We start from the raw sequence: 17,744 nt of genomic DNA on the forward strand, positions 1-17,744 counted from the left end.
GTCTGTGGCGGGGAGTGAGGAAAGAGGTCGGCGGTCCTAGCCGGGGAAGACGGGGATGTCCCGGTGCCTGTCCCGGGTCCCGGCCGCGTCGACGCGCGCGGCGCGACCGGGCACGAGCCGTAGCGGCGCCCGGTCGTCGAAGGTCACGGCGTAGGCGTCGCCGTGCCGGGAGGAACTGCCGTCGACCACCGACTTGCCCAGCGCCCCGTCCGGGTCTCCGGTGGGCGCGGGATGGCTCGGGGCGCCGAAGGCGTGGGCGGCACGGTGACCGCAGGTGTGCGTGTGCGCCGCCGTCCGGGAGACGGGGGCGAGGGTGACGACGGTGTCCTGCGGCCCGTACGACCCGACGGTCGCCGTCGGCTTCTTCGTACGGGATGTCTGCTGCCGGCCGCCGGCCGTCACCGGGGTCCGTGCCTCGGTGGTGCCGGGCGCCGAGGTGACCGGCACCGGGAGCGACGCACCGGGCGGCTCCGACACCGGCGGTGGGGTGGACGTACCCGGAAGCGCCGGAAGCGTGGGCAGCGTGGGCAACCGCACGGGCAACGTGGCCAGCTCCGCCGGCAACTCCGACACCTGCTGCGCCACGTCACCGAGCCCCTGGGTCACGACCCCAGTAACGGCCACGGTCACCGAGCGAACCGTTTCGCCCACCATCGGCACGACCGGGACCACGGGGGCGGTGGGCAGCGTGGAGGCGGAGGACGGCAGGGCGGGGGCAGCGGGTCGGCGCGGCAGGGTGAGGACGGGGGCACGGCGCGGCAGGGTGAGGGCGCGGGCGGGGGGTGCCGTGCGGGTCACGGGTGCGGTGGGGGCCGTGGAGAGCGCGGGTGTCGTGGAGAGCGGGGGTGCCGTGGAGAGCGCGGAGGTCGTGGAGCGCACGGGTGCCGTGGAGAGCGCGGAGGTCGTGGAGCGCACGGGTGCCGTGGAGAGCGCGGAGGTCGTGGAGCGCACGGGTGCCGTGGAGAGCGCGGGTGCCGTGGAGCGCGGGGAGCGTGCGGGGGCCGAGTGGGTGACGGACTTGTGGGGCGCGGCCTCGCGGAGCGTCGCCTGACGGGCCCGTGCCTCGCGGGCCCTCGCCTCGCGGAGCGTTGCCTCGTGGAGCGTCGCCTCGCGGAGCGTTGCCTCGCGGAGCGTTGCCTCGCGGAGCGTTGCCTCGTGAGGCGCTGTCAGGCGGGGCGATGCCGCGGGGGCGGGTGTCACGCGGGGCGATGTCACGCGGGGCGATGTCACGCGGGGCGTCGCCTTCCCCTCCTCCCGCACCGTCTCGCTGTGCGGGAGGACCTTCTCCACGCCCAGCCGACCCACCACGGCCGCCACCGACGGCGTCGACGGCGTCCCCTCGGCCGCCTGTGCCCGCCCTCCGCAGAGGAGGCCGAGCACGAGCAGTCCGCCGGTCAGCAGTGCCAGTTGCAGCGCACGTCGCCCCGCCGCCGTGCGCGACACACGCGCGGCGGAAACGAGCACGACGGCTGACGAGGTCAAGACGGGGAGGATCCTCCCGTGCGGCGGGACGAGGACGCGGAACTGGGAAGCGGCGCGAGGGCCCGGAGAAACGCGGACCGCCACGCGGGCGTCGATCCTCGCATGCTCGGCCCGCCGTTGCGCAAGGCCCCCCTTACCGACGGGTAATCATGTCCGGTTCACCAGACCTCTTTGACTTGATGCGGTCTCCTTCACAAGGTGTCCGGTACGGGAAGGGGCCGCTTCTCGATCGCCGCCGCCATCACCTCCGGGAAAAGATCGGGCGTGCAGGCGAACGCCGGTGCCCCCAGCGCGGCGAGCGCGGCCGCGTGCTCCCGGTCGTAGGCCGGCGCACCCTCGTCCGACAGCGCGAGCAGCGCCACGAACTGCACCCCCGACGCCTTCATCGCCGCGACCCGCTTCAGCATCTCGTTCCGTATCCCGCCCTCGTAGAGGTCGCTGATGAGCACGACGACGGTCTCGGTCGGCCGGGTGATCTGCGACTGGCAGTACGCGAGCGCCCGGTTGATGTCCGTACCGCCGCCGAGCTGGGTGCCGAACAGGACATCCACCGGGTCGTCGAGCTGGTCGGTGAGGTCGACCACCGCCGTGTCGAAGACGACGAGCCGGGTGTCGATGGACCGCATGGACGCCAGCACCGCCCCGAACACCGAGGCGTAGACCACCGAAGCGGCCATCGACCCGGACTGGTCGATGCAGAGCACCACTTCCTTCTTCACCGACCGTGACGCCCGCCCGTACCCGATCAGCCGCTCCGGCACGATCGTCCGGTACTCGGGCAGGTAGTGCTTGAGGTTGGCCGCGATCGTGCGGTTCCAGTCGATGTCGTGGTGGCGCGGCCGGCTGATCCGGGCACTGCGGTCGAGGGCCCCGGTGAGGGTGGCCCGGGTACGGGTGGCCAGCCGCTTCTCCAGGTCCTCGACGACCTTGCGTACGACCGCCCGTGCCGTCTCCTTCGTGGTCTCCGGCATCGCCTTGTTGAGCGAGAGCAGTGTGCCGACCAGGTGCACATCGGCCTCCACCGCCTCCAGCATCTCCGGTTCCAGCAGCAGCGCGGCCAGCCCCAGCCGGTCGATGGCGTCACGCTGCATGACCTGGACGACGGAGGACGGGAAGTACCTCCGGATGTCCCCGAGCCAGCGCGCCACCGACGGCGCCGACGCCCCCAGCCCCGCCGAACGCTCCCGCCCCGACCGCGGTCTGTCCCCTTTCCCGTAGAGCGCGGCCAGCGTCCCGTCCATCGCCGCGTCCCGCCCGGACAGCGTGCATCCGGTTCCGTCGGCGGCCTCACCTCCGAGCACCAGCCGCCAGCGCCGCAGCCGTTCCCGCGCCTCCCGCATCTCCGGCACCTCCTGTGCCGGGGTGTCGAAGCCGGTGCCGCCGTCCGTCAGATCCGCTGTCATCTCCCCGCCCCCACAAGGTCGTCGCCGTCAACCGCCGCCGTGTCGTCCAGGCCGAGCAGCAGTCGCAACACCGGCAGTACGGCGTCCGCGCGTTCGGGATCCGCTTCGGCGCCGAAACCCGGTGTCCCGCCGACCTGCCCGGCCCGCGGCCGCTCCCCCGCGCCGCGGCGCACCAGTTCGCCGAGCGTTCTGCGCACCCCGGACTCATATGCCGAGAACGTCCGCCGCAGCAGCGGCAGTACGTCCGTGAACGCCTCCGCCGGCACCCCCGTCAGCCACGCGTCGACGAGGCCGAGCAGCCGCTCGTCGTGCACGAGCAGCATCCCGCCACCGCCGCTCCCCCCGACGAACCCCTCGATCCAGGCCGCCGCGTCGGCCGGCGGAGTCCCCGGTGAGAGCACCAGTCCCATCAGCCGGGCCGCCGCCTCCGCCCCCAGCTCCCCTTCGTCCAGCAGAATCCGCACGGCCCGCCCCCGCAGCACCCCGGGCACGGTGTCCCGCCCGGAGAGCACACGCAGCACGGCCCGCCAGCGACCACGAAGGTCACGGTGGCCGGGGCCGGGGCCGGTCTCCGCGCCCGTCGCCGTCTCACTCAGCAACCCCACTGCCGTGTGCACCGCGTCCACGTGCCCCCGCATCTCCTCCGCCGCGTCCGCGTCGAGTGCGGCGCAGGCGGGTGGGAGTCCGACGAAGACCCGCTCGGCGAGGCCCGCGGCCACCTCGGCGAGCGCCCGGGTGTCGGTGCCCCGTACATCGCCGTAGCGCAGGGAACGGACCAGGGCCGGGAGAGCCTGGGCGAGTTGGCCGACGTCCGTGTCCAGCGCGGCCCGGTCGGCGAGCGCCCGCATCACCACGGGCAACGCGGCCGGCAGACCGGCGAGCAGGCAGTGCTCGGCGAGCGCGGTGACGTCGGCGAGAGCGGTGGCCTGCACCGCGTCGGCCTCGGCCCTGGCCGTCGCCGCTCCCTCGACGGTCGTCCCCCATACCCCGGCCTCGGCCACCCGCACCGACAGCTCGGGCTCCCAGCGCAGCCGCCAGCTCTCCCGGAACGTGCCCGTGCTCCCCCGCGACTTCGCCTGCTCACCCCACCCGATGCCGAGCAGCCGCAGCCGGTGCAGCAGCCGGCTGCGCCCGGCGTCGGTCTCCTTGCGCAGGTCGAGCTCCAGCTCCCGCTCCAGCGCCTCCGGCTTGAGTCTGAGCCGGCGCTGCTCCCGGACCAGGTCGCGCTGCAACGGCACCGCGGGCGCCGCCTCCGGCACCTCCCCGAGCACGTCCCCGACCACCAGCCGGTCGTGCACCAGCGCCAGCGGAACGTCCGAGCCCTCGCAGAGCACCGCCCGCATCGCGTCGGTCGTCTCGCCCAGACCGGGCAGCGGGCGGCCACGCATCACCGCGAGGGTCTCGGCCAGCCGTACCGCCTCGATGACATGGGCCGAGGAGACGATCCGGTCCTCCTCGCGCAGCAGTCCGGCCACCTTGGTGAGCCACCGCTCCACCGGCCGGTCCGGGGCCCGGAACAGGTGCCCGTACCAGCCCGGTGAGTCGATGCCCGCGCCGTATCCGCTCGCCCGCGCCAGTCGGCGGTTGGTCCACGGCACCCACGTCATGTCCGTCCTGACCTTGGGCAGCCCCTTCAGCAGCTCCTTGTCGGCCGCGACGGTGCTCCGCGCGCGCAGCGCGGGCACATGCCAGGCACCGCACACCACCGCGACATCCTCGCCGAACTCCCGTTGAGTGGAACGCAGTTGGAGCCGCATGTACGCTTCGCGCACCGGATCCCGGTCGCGCCCGCCGACCCCGTACGTCTCCCGCAGCGCCTCCATCGCCTCCGCCACCGCGGTGAACGGGGCGAGCACGTCCCGCTCCCCCTCCCCGGTCCCGCCCCGGTGCTCGACGACGTCCTCCCACCAGCGCTCGGGGTCGTCGTAACCAGCGGCCTCGGCGAGCGCGGCGAGGGGGTCGACCCGCATCCGCAGCTCGGCGTCGGATTCACCGGCCCCGGCATCGGGCGCACCGGCCTCCGTGTCGGATTCACCGGCCTCGGTGTCGGGTTCACCGGCCTCGGTGCCGGAGTCGCCGGACTCCGTGTCGGGCGGCGTGACCGCTTTCTCCTCGTCCCTCCCCCACGCCAGCGTGTGCGTGGCCGGCAGGTCGATGAAGCGGGCCGGGACCTCTCGCTCCAGGGCCCATTGGAGGGCCACCCACTCGGGGCTGAAGTCGGCCAGCGGCCAGAAGGCCGAACGGCCGGGCTCGTCCACGGCGTGGGCGAGGAGGGCGACGGGGGGCCGCATCTGCGGGTCGGCGGCCAACGGGATCAGCGCATCGGCCTCGGGCGGCCCCTCGATCAGCACGGCCTTCGGCCGGACGGCCTCCAGGGCGGCCCGCACCGCCCGCGCGGAGCCGGGCCCGTGGTGCCGTACCCCCAGGAGCAGCGGCCCGGTCCGCTGCCGCGCGGAGTCGCTCATGCGCTCGCCTCCCGGCAGGCGCGGTAGAAGTCCTTCCAGCCGTCCCGCTCGCGAACGACCGTCTCCAGGTACTCCTGCCAGATGACCCGGTCGGCGGCCGGGTCGCGAACCACCGCTCCGAGGATGCCGGCCGCGACGTCGCCGGCCCGCAGCACGCCGTCCCCGAAGTGGGCGGCCAGGGCGAGGCCACTCGTGACGACGGAGATCGCCTCGGCCGTGGAGAGCGTGCCGCTCGGCGACTTCAGCTTCGTGCGGCCGTCGGTGGTGATGCCGTCGCGCAGCTCACGGAAGACGGTGACGACCCGGCGGATCTCCTCGATGCCTTCGGGCACCGCGGGCAGGTCGAGGGAGCGGCCCATCTGGTCGACGCGCCGCGCGACGATGTCGACCTCGGCGTCCGGGCTCTCCGGCAGCGGCAGTACGACGGTGTTGAAGCGGCGGCGCAGGGCGCTGGAGAGGTCGTTGACGCCCCGGTCGCGGTCGTTGGCGGTGGCGATCAGGTTGAAGCCGCGGACCGCCTGCACCTCCTGTCCCAGCTCCGGGATCGGGAGGGTCTTCTCGGACAGGATCGTGATCAGGGTGTCCTGCACGTCGGCCGGGATCCGGGTCAGCTCCTCGACTCTCGCCGTCATCCCCTCCGCCATGGCCCGCATGACCGGGCTCGGCACCAGAGCGTGCCGGCTCGGGCCGTTGGCCAGCAGCTGGGCGTAGTTCCAGCCGTAGCGGATCGCCTCCTCCGGAGTGCCGGCCGTGCCCTGCACCAGCAGGGTCGAGTCACCGCTGACGGCGGCGGCCAGGTGCTCGGAGACCCAGGTCTTGGCGGTGCCGGGCACGCCCAGCAGGAGCAGGGCGCGGTCGGTGGCGAGGGTGGTGACGGCGACCTCGACGATCCGGCGCGGGCCGACGTACTTCGGTGTGATCACCGTGCCGTCCGGCAGGGTGCCGCCGAGGAGATAGGTGGCCACCGCCCAGGGCGACATCTTCCAGCGGGCCGGGCGGGGCCGGTCGTCCTGTGCGGCCAGCGCGGCGAGTTCGGCGGCGAAGGCGTGCTCGGCGTGCGGTCGCAGGGCGTCGGGGGCAGCGGCGGCGCTCCCGGTCACATCCCCGCCCCCGGTCGCGGAGTCGTTCTGACTCGGTACGGCGGTCGTCGGATCGGTCGGTTCCACGGACACAGTCATGGCTGAGGCCCCCTCCAGCTCGGCCGGTTCGGATCTGGTGTCCACCGTGCACCACGCCACTGACAATCGCTCTGACCTGCACAAATATGCCCGCAGGGCCGATTGTCAGTGGTGGGATCTACCTTCGATGGCATGACTCAGCAGGGGGTGCGCTGGAGCGCGGACCAGGTGCTGGCACTGGCTCCTGACGCCGCGTCACGCAAGGCGGGAAGCAAACTCGGAGCGGCGGGACCGTGGTCCGAGGCGGGGAGTTGCGAGGAGGGGACGGTATGGGGACTGTGCAAGGGCAGCGGCAGCAAGCCGTACCAGACGATCGTCGACATCGCGGACCCGGCCGGGCTCGCGTACAAGTGCAGTTGTCCCAGCCGGAAGTTCCCCTGCAAACACGCCCTCGGGCTGCTCCTGCTGTGGGCGGCCGAGGACGACACGGTGCCGACGGTGGCACAGCCGCCGGAGTGGGCCGAGCAGTGGATCGTGGGCCGGCGCAAGCGCGCGGAGGACAAACGGTCGGCCGGCGGCGGGAGTTCCCCGGCCGCCGCTGATCCCGAGGCGGCCCGGCGGCGGGCGGAGCGGCGGACCGAGCGGGTCACGGCGGGCGCCACGGAGCTGGAGCAGCGCCTGACCGACCTGCTGCGCGGCGGCCTGGCCTCGGCCGAACAGACGGGGTACGGGCTGTGGGAGGAGACGGCGGCCCGCATGGTCGACGCCCAGGCGCCCGGGCTGGCCGGGCGGGTACGGGAGTTGGGTGCGATACCGAGCTCCGGGCCCGGCTGGCCGGTGCGACTGCTGGAGGAATGCGCGCTGCTGCACCTCCTCGACCAGGGCTGGCTGCGCCGCGACCGGCTTCCGGAGGATCTGGCCGCCACGGTCCGTTCCCGCATCGGCCTGCCCGCATCGGCGGACGGCCCGCCGGTGCGCGACCGCTGGCTGGTCCTCGCCCAGTACGACACGGCGGACGCGAAGCTGACGACCCGCCGGATCTGGCTGCACGGCGCCGACTCGGGCCGTACGGCACTGCTCCTCTCCTACGGCGCGGCCGGCCGCGCCCCGGAGCTGGTGCTGCCGGTCGGTCTCGCCCTGGAGGCGGAGCTGTCCGCCTACCCCGGCGGGGGCGGACACCGGGCGGCCCTGGGCGAGCGGTTCGCCGCGCCCGCGCCGCTCTCGATCCGGCCACCCGGTATGACGACGGCCCAGGCGGCGGCCCGGTACGGGGAGGCACTGCGGGAGGACCCCTGGCTGGAGTCGGTACCGGTGACGCTGGGCCCGGTGGTACCCGTCCCGGACGGCGACTCCTGGCAACTTGCCGACGCGGACGGGGATCTGGCGCTTCCTCTCTCCCCCGCCGCCCGCTCCCGGCCCGGCCTGTGGCGGCTGGTCGCGCTCTCCGGCGGGGCTCCGGTCACGGTCTTCGGCGAGTGCGGCCACCGGGGCTTCACACCGCTGACGGCCTGGCCGGAACACGAAGGCGAGGCGGTGCCGCTGTGCTGACCCGATCGCCCCACGCAACCAGACCAATGGCAGAACCCAACCGCCTGGCAGAACCCGACCAACTCGCAGAACCCGATCGCCTCGCGCGACCCGCTGGCCTCACCCCACCAGACCGGCTGACAGAACCCCACCGCCTCACGCAACCGAAACAACTCGCACAACCCCAACCGCCTCAACCAGCCCAACCAACTCGCACAACCCAACCGCCTGGCCGAAAGGGAACCCCGTGACCGCTTGGGAAGACCTCGTCACCACCGCTCTGCTGGGCACGGACCGGCGTCCGCCCACGACCGGCGGGTCCGGGCGGGAGGCCCCGGTGGCCCTGCTGGACGAGGCGGCCGTGGCGACCGTACGACGACGGGCCGGGCTGCGGCCCGCGCGGGCCGCGCACCGTCCCGAACCGGCTCCCGAGGACCCGCGCCCCGCGCTGCCGGCCGCGGCGGCGCGCAGGCTGGTGATGCTGCTGTCCGACCGCCCCGGCACCGGGACCGGCGGTCGCCGGGGTACCTCGCCCGACCTCATGGAACTGCTGCCCCAGTGGCTCGCGGCGGCCAACGCACGCGGGTTCGCCGCCCCTCCGCAGACCCTCCCCGCGCTGCTGGACGCGGCCCGGGGCCGTACCGACCTGCGGCCCGCCGCCCTGGCCTTCGCCGGATCGCGCGCCCTGTGGCTGGCCCGGCTCAACCAGGACTGGCGGTTCGCCCTGCGCGCGGCCCCGGGCGGCGGCGCGAGCCTGCCCGGCCCCGGAGACACGGAGGCGATAGGGCGGTTGTGGCAGGAGGGGTTGTTCGCCGAACGGGTCGCGCTGCTGGCGGCGCTGCGGGCCCGTACCCCCGAGGCGGCGCGCGAACTGCTGGCCGGGACCTGGGCGACGGAGCGGGCGGAGGACCGGCTGATGTTCCTCGACTCGCTGCGCACGGGACTGGCCGCCGGAGACGAGCCGTTCCTGGAACTGGCGCTGTCGGACCGAAGCCGTAACGTGAGAACGACGGCGGCGGAGCTGCTGTCCGCACTGCCGGGCTCGGCGCTGGCGGGGCGGATGGCGGTGCGGGCCGGGGCGTGTGTGGCCGTCGATCACACGGGGGACGGCCCGGTGATCGCGGTGGAGGCACCCCCGGAGTGCGACCCGGGCATGGAGCGGGACGGAGTGGTGGCCAAACCGCCGACCGGACGCGGCGAACGGTCTTGGTGGCTGGGGCAGTTGGTGGAGGCTGCCCCGCTGACCACCTGGCCTGCACGGCTCGGCGGCCGTACGCCCGGGGAGATCGTGGCGCTGCCGGTGGCGGACGGCTGGCAGGGCGAGTTGCACGCGGCCTGGTGCCGGGCCGCCGTACGGCAGGGGGACGCCGCGTGGGCGCGAGCCCTGCTCGGGGTCCCGGCGGCGCCGGAGGCGGGCGGTCCGGGCGCGGTGTCGCTGGCCGAGCGGGCCAAGCTGCTGGGCACGCTGGAGGGAGCGGAGCGGTCCGGGTGGGTGGCCGGGTTCATCGCGTCGCACGGCCTGTCGGAGGCGTTCCAGTTGCTCGGTGTCTGCGCCGTACCGTGGTCGGCGCCGCTCGGCCGGGCCGTGGTGGACGCCCTCAACATCGCGCGGGACGCCGGGAGTTACCCCTGGAGTTTCAGCGGGGTGATGGGCCTGGCCGAGCGCTGTCTGGATCCCGCGGAGGCGGCCCGGCTGGACGCCTTGCTGGCGGTGCCGGACGAAGGAGAGGACGCGTCACCGGGTGCCGGCGGGTACTGGGCGGAGGCGTTCCAGCGGCTCGCGACGACGTTGCGGCTGCGGGCGGTGATGCGGGAGGAACTGGAGCCGGCCGACGGCTGAGCGTCCGCTGCCGCGACGACTCCCTGGCTCCTCCCAGGGGCTCCTCCCAGGGGCTGCGCCCACGAGCACCCGGCGGCGTGAACGGCCTGGCCCCGGGCGCATCCCAGCCGTCCGACCCAGTCGCCGGGGTCAGACCGGGTCGAGGCAGACTGTGTCGAGGCCGTCCGGGACGGGTCGGTCCCGGACGGTCCACCGTGCCGCGCCCGCGGGCTACGCCTCCGTGGACTGCCGGACGTTCTCCCGTACCCACTCCACGATCGACGTCGTCGTCGCCCCCGGCGTGAAGATCGCGGCGACGCCCTTGTCCTTGAGGGGGGCGATGTCGTCCTCGGGGATGATGCCGCCGCCGAATACGAGGATGTCCTCGGCGTCACGCTGCCTGAGGAGGTCGATGACCGCGGCGAACAGGGTGTTGTGGGCGCCGGAGAGGATGGAGAGGCCGATCGCGTCGGCGTCCTCCTGGATGGCCGTGTCGACGATTTGTTCCGGCGTCTGGTGGAGTCCGGTGTAGATGACCTCCATGCCCGCGTCACGCAACGCCCGCGCGATGACCTTGGCCCCGCGGTCGTGGCCGTCGAGGCCCGGTTTGGCCACCACCACGCGGATCGGACCGGCTGCCACACCCATCACTGCCTCCATGACCCTGAAACGAACACGCCAGCATGTGTGCGTACCGACAAGTACCGCACATATGGCGCGTTCCGCCACCCGTCTCGAGTGAACGAACGTTATCTCCAGCATCCCGCAACCGGCAGTTTCGCGGAGGTTACCGAGGGGGAAATCACACACAGTGGGACACGTCAGGGAGCCGCAGCGTGGTCCGCGGGGGCAACAGGGGCACGCGACGCGGCCCGTCGTCGTACCCGCGCCACCTCCGCTCGGCCTCCCATGAGGGCACACGGGGGACAGAGCCGTCCTCCGCGCGCCGACAGGAGGTCGGCCGATGAAGGTCACCGGGGTACTCGAGCCTTTTCTCCCGCTCTGCCGTCGCGTTCTTCCCGGGCGACTCGCCTGCCTGTCGCTGGCCCTCCTGAAATCGACCGCGCTGGAAGCCGCGATCCTGGCCGGGCATCTGCTGCTCTACCCGACCGGTCTCACCCCCGAGCGCCACGCCCCCGCGCAGCCCGCACAGCGTGCCGACACGGCCCTACTGCCGGTCCGGACGGCCCCGCCGGTGGTGCTGCTGCACGGGTTCATCGACAACCGCTCGGTCTTCGTCCTGCTGCGTCGCACCCTCGCCCAGCACGGCGGCCAGCGCGTCGAGTCGCTCAACTACTCGCCGCTGACCTGCGACATCCGCACCGCCGCCGGACTGCTGGGCCGGCACATAGAGGAGATCTGCCAGCGCACCGGCAGCCGCCGGGTCGACATCGTCGGGCACAGCCTCGGCGGCCTGATCGCCCGCTACTACGTGCAGCGGCTCGGCGGCGACCACCGCGTCCGCACCCTGGTGACGCTCGGCACGCCGCACTCCGGCACCCGGGTCGCGCCGCTCGCGGACGCGCACCCGATCGTGCGGCAGATGCGCCCGGGCTCGGAGGTCATCGAGGAGCTGACCCGGCCCGCACCCGGCTGCCGTACCCGGTTCGTCAGCTTCTGGAGCGACCTCGACTCGCTGATGGAGCCGGTCGAGACGGCCCGGATCGACCATCCGGACCTCATGGCGACGAATGTGCAGGTGACCGGGATCGGTCACCTCGCCCTGGCCGTCCACCCGGCGGTCGCGACCGGCATACGGCAGGCCCTCGACGAGGTGCACACGGAGGAGCGGATCGCGGACGGCCTGACGGTGGCCTGAGGACGAACCGGATGAACCGGTCGAGCCGACCAAGTCGAGCGATCCGAGCAAGTCGGTTATTCGGGTCGGTTCGGGCGGGCAACGACTGCCCGCCATCCCCGACTTGGCCCCCGAAACCTCGAACATTCCTCGAACGCAAGGCCAAACCCGCGCCCGTCGTCCCCCGAAACACGTCCGAATGCCCGTTTCCCGAAACCACGAAACCTGCTGAAGATTGTCGCGCCCGCATACCGCCGGGTACAGTCGCCGCACTGCTCTGGCAGCCCCTGTTGTCGAGGCGAAAGAGAAGTTGGTGAACGACCGTCACCCGTCGGGGACCCTGACCACCCCGGCCCCGGCTTCCGACGCCGACCAGGCGCACTACGCGCCGTACGGCACCCAGGAAGCCCAGTACGGCGACTTCACCGCGTACGGCGACCACACCGCTACCGGCACCTCGTTCCACAGCGACCCGCTCTTCGGCCATCTCCCCGGCGAGGGCCAGGCCACCGGCGCGTACGACGCCACGCAGTGGCAGACGACCGGCGACCAGACGCTGAACTACGACCCCTACGCGGCTCAGCACCACGCGGCCTACGACTCCGGTGCCTACGACAGCACCGCCTGGACCGTCCCGCCACAGGGGACGGTCACCGACGGCAGCGGCCACTGGGACGCGAACGCCTGGCTCCAGCCCGACCAGTCGAACACGGCCGGCGTGACCCAGCAGTGGGAATGGGGCACCCAGACCTTCGAGACCGGCACGTACGACGCCACGCAGTGGAACTCCGACGGCACCCCGGCGCAGCCCGCGGAGCCGGAGCACGAGCACGAGTCACGGCCCGCCGACCCCTTCGACCAGTCGGCGACCCAGATGTTCGAGCAGCTTCCCTACGACGAGCTCCAGGAGTTCACGGAGGACTCCCCGGACGCCGGGGAGTTGACCGCGACCGGTGAGCTACCTGCAGTAACGCCACTGCTGGAGGACCAGGAAGAGCTCACTCCGGCCGCTCCGTCCGCGACACGCGCCGGCGGCCGCGCGGGGGCGCGTTCCCGCCGTCGTACGCCCCCCAAGCGCTCCGCACTACTGACCGTCGCCGTGCCCTCGGCCTGTGTGATGGGGGTGGCCGGGATCGCGGCCGCCTCGGTCGGCACCCTGACCGGCGGCGACGGCCAGGACACCACCGCCTCCGCCTCGGACGTGCAGTCGGTCAAACCCTCCGCCGCCAACAGCAAGCTCGACGCCCAGCTCAGGACGCTCTCGGCGGGCGCCGACGACTTCGCCGACCGGGCCAGCCGGACCCAGGAGCGCATCGACCTCAAGGCCCAGCAGGAGGCCGAGAAGAAGAAGGCGGCGGCGGAGGCGGCCCGCAAGGAGCGGCTGCGCCCCAAGTACGCCCTCCCGGTCACGCAGCGAGGACTCAGCGCCTATTTCGGCCAGGCCGGCGTGAACTGGATGTCCGTCCATACGGGCATCGACTTCCCCGTCTCCTACGGCACGACGGTGATGGCCGCGACCGACGGCGTCGTCTCCACCAAGTGGAACAGCGCCTACGGCAACATGATGATCGTGACGGCGAAGGACGGCACGGAGACCTGGTACTGCCACCTCTCGTCGTACCGCGTCGCCTCGGGTACGACCGTCAAGGCCGGGGATCCGATCGCGTACTCCGGGAACTCCGGCAACTCGACCGGCCCGCATCTGCACTTCGAGGTCAGGCCGGCGGGCGGCTCCGCCATAGACCCGCTGCCATGGCTGCGGAGCCACGGGCTCGACCCGACCTGATCCTGGTCGACACGACCCGATCAGTGAGCCCAGATCAGTAAGCCCCGATGAGCAAGCCCCGATCAGCAAGCCCTGATCAGTGAGCCCTGATCAGTGAGCCCCGCTCGTGTCGGCGGGGCTCGGCCTTCCGTCCTCGCAGCGCCTGTGCGGTTACAGCTTCTCCACCGGCGCGTACCGCAGCAGCAGCCGCTTCGGCTTGGTGTCGCCGAAGTCGATCGTCGCCTCCGTGTTGCCGCCCGTGCCCTTCACCCCGACGACCGTACCGAGGCCGAACTGGTCGTGGGTGACCCGGTCGCCGACGGCCAGCGAGACCACCGGCTTCTCCGAGGTCCGCCGGGTGGCGAAGCCGGACGCGCCGGACGCCGAGGAGCGCGAACGGGTCGAGGAGAGCGAGGCCGCCACGCCCGACGCGGGCCCGGAGGACACCGGTGTCATCGCCCCGGTCCGCTTCCACTCCAGATACCCGGCCGGGATCTCCTCCAGGAAGCGCGAGGGCGGGTTGTACGACGGCTGTCCCCAGGCGCTGCGCATCGCCGACCGCGTGAGGTACAGCCGCTCCCGCGCGCGCGTGATGCCGACGTACGCGAGGCGCCGCTCCTCCTCCAGCTCCTTGGTCTGGCCGAGCGCGCGCATGTGCGGGAAGACGCCGTCCTCCATGCCGGTCAGGAAGACCACCGGGAATTCGAGGCCCTTGGCGGTGTGCAGGGTCATCAGGGTGATGACGCCGGAGCCGTCCTCGTCCTCGTCGGGGATCTGGTCGGAGTCGGCGACCAACGCCACCCGCTCCAGGAAGGCGGACAGCCCGGCCGGCGCCTCGCCCTCCCCCGACTCCTGCTCGAACTCCAGCGCCACGGAGGCGAGTTCCTGGAGGTTCTCGATCCGGGTCTCGTCCTGCGGATCGGTGGAGGACTGCAACTCGGCGAGATAGCCGGTGCGTTCCAGGATCGCCTCCAGGACGGTGGCCGGTCCGGCGCCGGACTCCACGACCGTACGGAGGTCCTCCATCAGGGTGTTGAACCGCTTGACCGCGTTGGTCGACCGCGCGGCCATGCCGTACGCCTCGTCCACGCGCTTGAGCGCCTGGGGGAAGCTGATCTTCTCGCGCTGGGCGAGGGCGTCGATCATCGCCTCCGCGCGGTCGCCGATACCGCGCTTGGGGACGTTGAGGATCCGGCGCAGCGGGACGGAGTCCTCGGGGTTGGCGAGGACTCGGAGGTAGGCCAGGACGTCCCGGACCTCCTTGCGCTCGTAGAAGCGGACACCGCCGACGACCTTGTAGGGCAGGCCGACACGGATGAAGATCTCCTCGAAGACACGGGACTGCGCGTTGGTGCGGTAGAAGACGGCGACATCGCCCGCCTTCGCCTCGCCCGCGTCCGTCAGACGGTCTATCTCATCGGCGACGAACTGTGCCTCGTCGTGCTCGGTGTCGGCGACGTAGCCGGTGATCTGCGCGCCCGCGCCCGCGTTGGTCCACAGGTTCTTCGGACGGCGGGACTCGTTGCGCTCGATGACCGCGTTGGCGGCGGAGAGGATCGTCTGCGTGGAGCGGTAGTTCTGCTCCAGGAGGATCGTCGTCGCGTTCGGGTAGTCCTCCTCGAACTGGAGGATGTTGCGGATCGTCGCACCCCGGAAGGCGTAGATCGACTGGTCGGCGTCGCCCACCACGCACAGTTCGGCGGGCGGGAGGTCCTGCTCGCCCGGCGGTACGTCCTCCGCGTGCGCGCCGGTGCCGACCAGCTCGCGCACGAGGGCGTACTGGGCGTGGTTGGTGTCCTGGTACTCGTCGACCAGGACGTGCCGGAAGCGGCGGCGGTAGTGCTCGGCGACGTCCGGGAAGGCGCGCAGCAGGTTGACCGTCGTCATGATCAGGTCGTCGAAGTCGAGGGCGTTCGCCTCGCGCAGCCGCGACTGGTACATGGCGTAGGCCTGGGCGAGGGTCTTCTCGAAACCGTCGCTCGCCTGGGCGGCGAAGTCCTCCTCGTCGATCAGCTCGTTCTTGAGGTTGCTGATCTTGGCGCTGAAGGACTTGGGCGGGAAGCGCTTGGGGTCGAGGTCCAGGTCGCGGCAGACGAGCGCCATCAGACGCTTGGAGTCGGCGGCGTCGTAGATCGAGAAGGAGGAGGTGAAGCCGAGCTTCTTGCTCTCCCTGCGCAGGATCCGCACGCACGCGCTGTGGAAGGTCATCACCCACATCGCGTTCGCGCGCGGGCCGACGAGGTGCTCGACGCGCTCCTTCATCTCGCCCGCGGCCTTGTTGGTGAAGGTGATCGCGAGGATCTGCCCCGGGTGCACCTGGCGCGCGCCGAGCAGGTGGGCGATGCGGTGGGTGAGCACGCGCGTCTTGCCGGAGCCGGCGCCGGCCACGATCAGCAGCGGGGAGCCGGCGTGCACGACGGCCGCGCGCTGGTTCTCGTTCAGCCCCTCCAGGAGCGTGGCCGGGTCCAGGGCCGGGCGGGCGGCGCCGTCGCGGTAGTAGGCGTCCCGGTCCGGGGGCACGTCGAACTGCCCGCCGAACAAATCGTCCGGAACCGGTTCCGGCACGTGCTCGTCCTCGGGCGGCGGCGGGGGTTCCTCCTCGTGGCCGCGCGGGGGCTGGAGGCTCGCCAGGAAGCTGTCGTCAAAGAGGCTGCTCATCGCTCTCCGAGTCTAGGGCGCCCCACTGACAACCGGTCCCCACCCCGGAAAGTCACCCCGGTCACCCGCCAGAATCGGCCCCTCACGGTCAGCGATCACACGCCGTGAGCACGGATATGCCCGTCAGCCGAGCACGCGGACCGCTCGACCGCACCGGACAAGTAACCCCATACCGTCCCCGATCAACCGATCCGGCCGAGCCGCAACACGAAGGTCACGAAAATGTATCGGGCATATCGCACATCAAATTTCACACAGAGCACACGAGTTGGCTAGCGTGCCGGGCAGGCCGTACGACCCCCACCGGCGAACGTCGCCGGGCCGCACGGCCTCCGCCGAATCCAGGGTGCCGCCGCGCATCCGGAACCGGGGACCCACACCGACCCCCGGGGTGAATCGGTCCCGACTTCCCACCGGGGAACGGACCGTAGGGCAACCCTTCCGAACCACCCGCCCGAATCCTCCGCCAGAGCCCGAAGGGCCTGGGGGTACCCCCACCGCTAACTCGGTAGGCGGAGCACGGAAGGAGTCGCCCCCGTTGGCGTCGCACCGCAAGGCACGTCCGTCCGCAACGCGCGTAGCAGGCATACGCACGCCCGCCCTGGCCACCGCCGCCCTCACCTCCGTGGCGCTGCTCTCCCAGACCGCCAACGCCGCACCCTCCGAGGACGGCAAGCCCAGCCTGGAGGAGGTCGAGAAGAAGGTCGACGCCCTCTACCGGCAGGCGGAGTCGGCGACCGAGAAGTACAACGCGGCCAAGGAGAGGACCGGCAAGCAGCGCAGGCAGGTCGACACCCTGCTCGACGACGTCGCCGAGCGCACGGACCGGCTCAACAAGGCGCGTGAGGAACTGGGGTCCTTCGCCGCGGCCCAGTACCGGACCGGGGCCAGTACGCCCGACACGGCGACCTTCCTGCTCGCGGACAGTCCCCAGGACTACTTCGACCAGACGCAACTGATGAGCCGGCTGACCTCGCGCCAGAAGGACGCGGTCGACGACTACGCCACGCAGCGGTCCGCGACCATGGCGAAGCGGCAGGAGGCCGCCGAGAGCCTGGAGACACTCACCGAGACGCAGGGCGACCTCAAGACCGCCAAGACCACCGTCCAGACGAAGCTGGCCGCCGCGCGGGAGCTGCTGTCGCAGCTCACGGCCCAGGAGAAGGCGCGGCTGGCGGAACTCGAGAAGAAGCAGCGGGCCGAGGCGGCACGCAAGGCGGCGGAACTCGCGAAGCAGCAGGCGGCGGCCGCGCAGCAGGAGGCGTCGTCTTCATCGACGTCCACTTCCAGCGGCTCCTCCTCGTCCTCGTCGTCGTCCTCGTCGTCGTCCTCCGACTCCTCCTACGGGACGAAGGCCGCCAAGGCGATCGCCTTCGCCCGCGCGCAGGTCGGCAAGCCGTACGTCTGGGGCGCCACCGGCCCCGGCTCCTACGACTGCTCCGGCCTCTCCCAGGCCGCCTGGAAGGCCGCCGGCGTCTCCCTGCCGCGCACCACGTACGACCAGGTGAACGCCGGCACCACCGTCGCCCTCGCCGACGCCCAGCCCGGCGACCTGGTCTTCTTCTACGACGACGTCAGTCACGTCGGCATCTACATCGGCAACGGCATGATGATCCACGCCCCGAAGCCCGGCGCGTACGTCCGGGAGCAGTCGATCTACTACGGGGGCGAGTCGATCATCCACAGCGTGGTACGACCGGCCTGAGAGG

At 72.4% G+C, this 17,744-nt stretch carries 11 protein-coding genes; 5 read left to right on the forward strand and 6 right to left on the reverse strand.

Annotated elements, in window-relative coordinates; all coding sequences use genetic code 11:
• Nucleotides 1-36: 36 nt before the first annotated feature.
• From AB0N16_RS08850 to AB0N16_RS08865, 4 genes are all read right to left on the reverse strand, one after another.
• Nucleotides 37-1,482, reverse strand: a complete 1,446-nt coding sequence (locus AB0N16_RS08850; RefSeq protein ID WP_365794576.1) for a pentapeptide repeat-containing protein — start codon at nt 1,480-1,482, stop codon at nt 37-39.
• 191 nt (nt 1,483-1,673) lie between these two features.
• On the reverse strand, nt 1,674-2,822 hold the full coding sequence (locus AB0N16_RS08855) for a VWA domain-containing protein (RefSeq protein WP_365795218.1): 1,149 nt from the start codon (nt 2,820-2,822) through the stop codon (nt 1,674-1,676).
• Nucleotides 2,823-2,881: 59 nt separating this feature from the next.
• Nucleotides 2,882-5,350 carry a DUF5682 family protein gene (locus AB0N16_RS08860; RefSeq protein ID WP_365794578.1) on the reverse strand — a complete coding sequence of 823 codons (2,469 nt, stop codon included), beginning with the start codon at nt 5,348-5,350 and terminating at the stop codon, nt 2,882-2,884.
• On the reverse strand, nt 5,347-6,528 hold the full coding sequence (locus tag AB0N16_RS08865; protein ID WP_365794580.1) for an AAA family ATPase: 1,182 nt from the start codon (nt 6,526-6,528) through the stop codon (nt 5,347-5,349). The genes AB0N16_RS08860 and AB0N16_RS08865 overlap by 4 nt, the downstream gene beginning before the upstream one ends.
• A gap of 132 nt (nt 6,529-6,660) precedes the next feature.
• Here AB0N16_RS08865 and AB0N16_RS08870 point away from each other — a divergent pair, with 132 nt between their 5' ends.
• Nucleotides 6,661-8,016: an SWIM zinc finger family protein gene (locus AB0N16_RS08870; RefSeq protein WP_365794582.1), complete on the forward strand. Its 1,356-nt coding sequence runs from the start codon at nt 6,661-6,663 to the stop codon at nt 8,014-8,016.
• Nucleotides 8,017-8,242: 226 nt separating this feature from the next.
• Nucleotides 8,243-9,835 carry a DUF5691 domain-containing protein gene (locus AB0N16_RS08875; protein ID WP_365794584.1) on the forward strand — a complete coding sequence of 531 codons (1,593 nt, stop codon included), beginning with the start codon at nt 8,243-8,245 and terminating at the stop codon, nt 9,833-9,835.
• 210 nt (nt 9,836-10,045) lie between these two features.
• Here the strand turns inward: AB0N16_RS08875 and AB0N16_RS08880 are convergent, their stop codons facing one another.
• Nucleotides 10,046-10,462 carry a cobalamin B12-binding domain-containing protein gene (locus AB0N16_RS08880; RefSeq protein WP_365794586.1) on the reverse strand — a complete coding sequence of 139 codons (417 nt, stop codon included), beginning with the start codon at nt 10,460-10,462 and terminating at the stop codon, nt 10,046-10,048.
• 316 nt (nt 10,463-10,778) lie between these two features.
• Here AB0N16_RS08880 and AB0N16_RS08885 point away from each other — a divergent pair, with 316 nt between their 5' ends.
• On the forward strand, nt 10,779-11,633 hold the full coding sequence (locus tag AB0N16_RS08885) for an alpha/beta fold hydrolase (RefSeq protein ID WP_365794588.1): 855 nt from the start codon (nt 10,779-10,781) through the stop codon (nt 11,631-11,633).
• A gap of 292 nt (nt 11,634-11,925) precedes the next feature.
• Entirely contained in the window at nt 11,926-13,398 is a 1,473-nt protein-coding gene (locus AB0N16_RS08890; protein WP_365794590.1) for a M23 family metallopeptidase, read from the forward strand.
• Nucleotides 13,399-13,548: 150 nt separating this feature from the next.
• Here AB0N16_RS08890 and pcrA read toward each other — a convergent pair whose 3' ends face one another.
• Nucleotides 13,549-16,035, reverse strand: coding sequence for a DNA helicase PcrA (pcrA, locus tag AB0N16_RS08895; protein WP_365794592.1), 2,487 nt, complete (start codon nt 16,033-16,035; stop codon nt 13,549-13,551).
• A 538-nt stretch (nt 16,036-16,573) separates the two neighbouring features.
• Here pcrA and AB0N16_RS08900 point away from each other — a divergent pair.
• On the forward strand, nt 16,574-17,740 hold the full coding sequence (locus AB0N16_RS08900; RefSeq protein WP_365794594.1) for an NlpC/P60 family protein: 1,167 nt from the start codon (nt 16,574-16,576) through the stop codon (nt 17,738-17,740).
• The last annotated feature ends 4 nt before the right edge of the window (nt 17,741-17,744 follow it).

The organism is Streptomyces sp. NPDC051105 (genome assembly GCF_040682795.1).
Taxonomy (GTDB): Bacteria; Actinomycetota; Actinomycetes; order Streptomycetales; family Streptomycetaceae; genus Streptomyces.